The sequence below is a fragment of the Desulfocucumis palustris genome (assembly GCF_002933875.1).
Lineage (GTDB): Bacteria > Bacillota > Desulfotomaculia > Desulfotomaculales > Desulfocucumaceae > Desulfocucumis > Desulfocucumis palustris.
In genome coordinates, this window is sequence record NZ_BFAV01000009.1 from 1 (window position 1) to 292 (window position 292).

General features: G+C 38.7%; 1 pseudogene. It reads right to left on the reverse strand.

Features of this window, described 5'->3' with window-relative positions:
* Window positions 1-101: 101 nt before the first annotated feature.
* Window positions 102-292, reverse strand: a pseudogene (locus DCCM_RS18935) (IS630 family transposase); the annotation flags it as partial.

Genomic DNA, 292 nt, shown 5'->3' on the forward strand with positions numbered 1-292 from the left:
ATATCGCTGGAAATACAAAATAGATGATTTTTCTATTGTATAATGTTTATGACAATCAATCCATTGATATGTTATTACGGAAACGCTATACTAGTACAGTGTCAACTCTTAAACTGTGGATAAAGTCGCTTTAGTTTGATTCTTGCATCATTGGTCGTGAACTGCCAGTCAACACCTTTTTGGTTTCTGTTTCTTACGGTTTCCCATTCCGCCAATTCAAGACGGAGGGAATCTATTGAAGAAATCCGGCGATCCAGGCACTGTTTGGTCATTACGCTCAGTTCGATTTCGG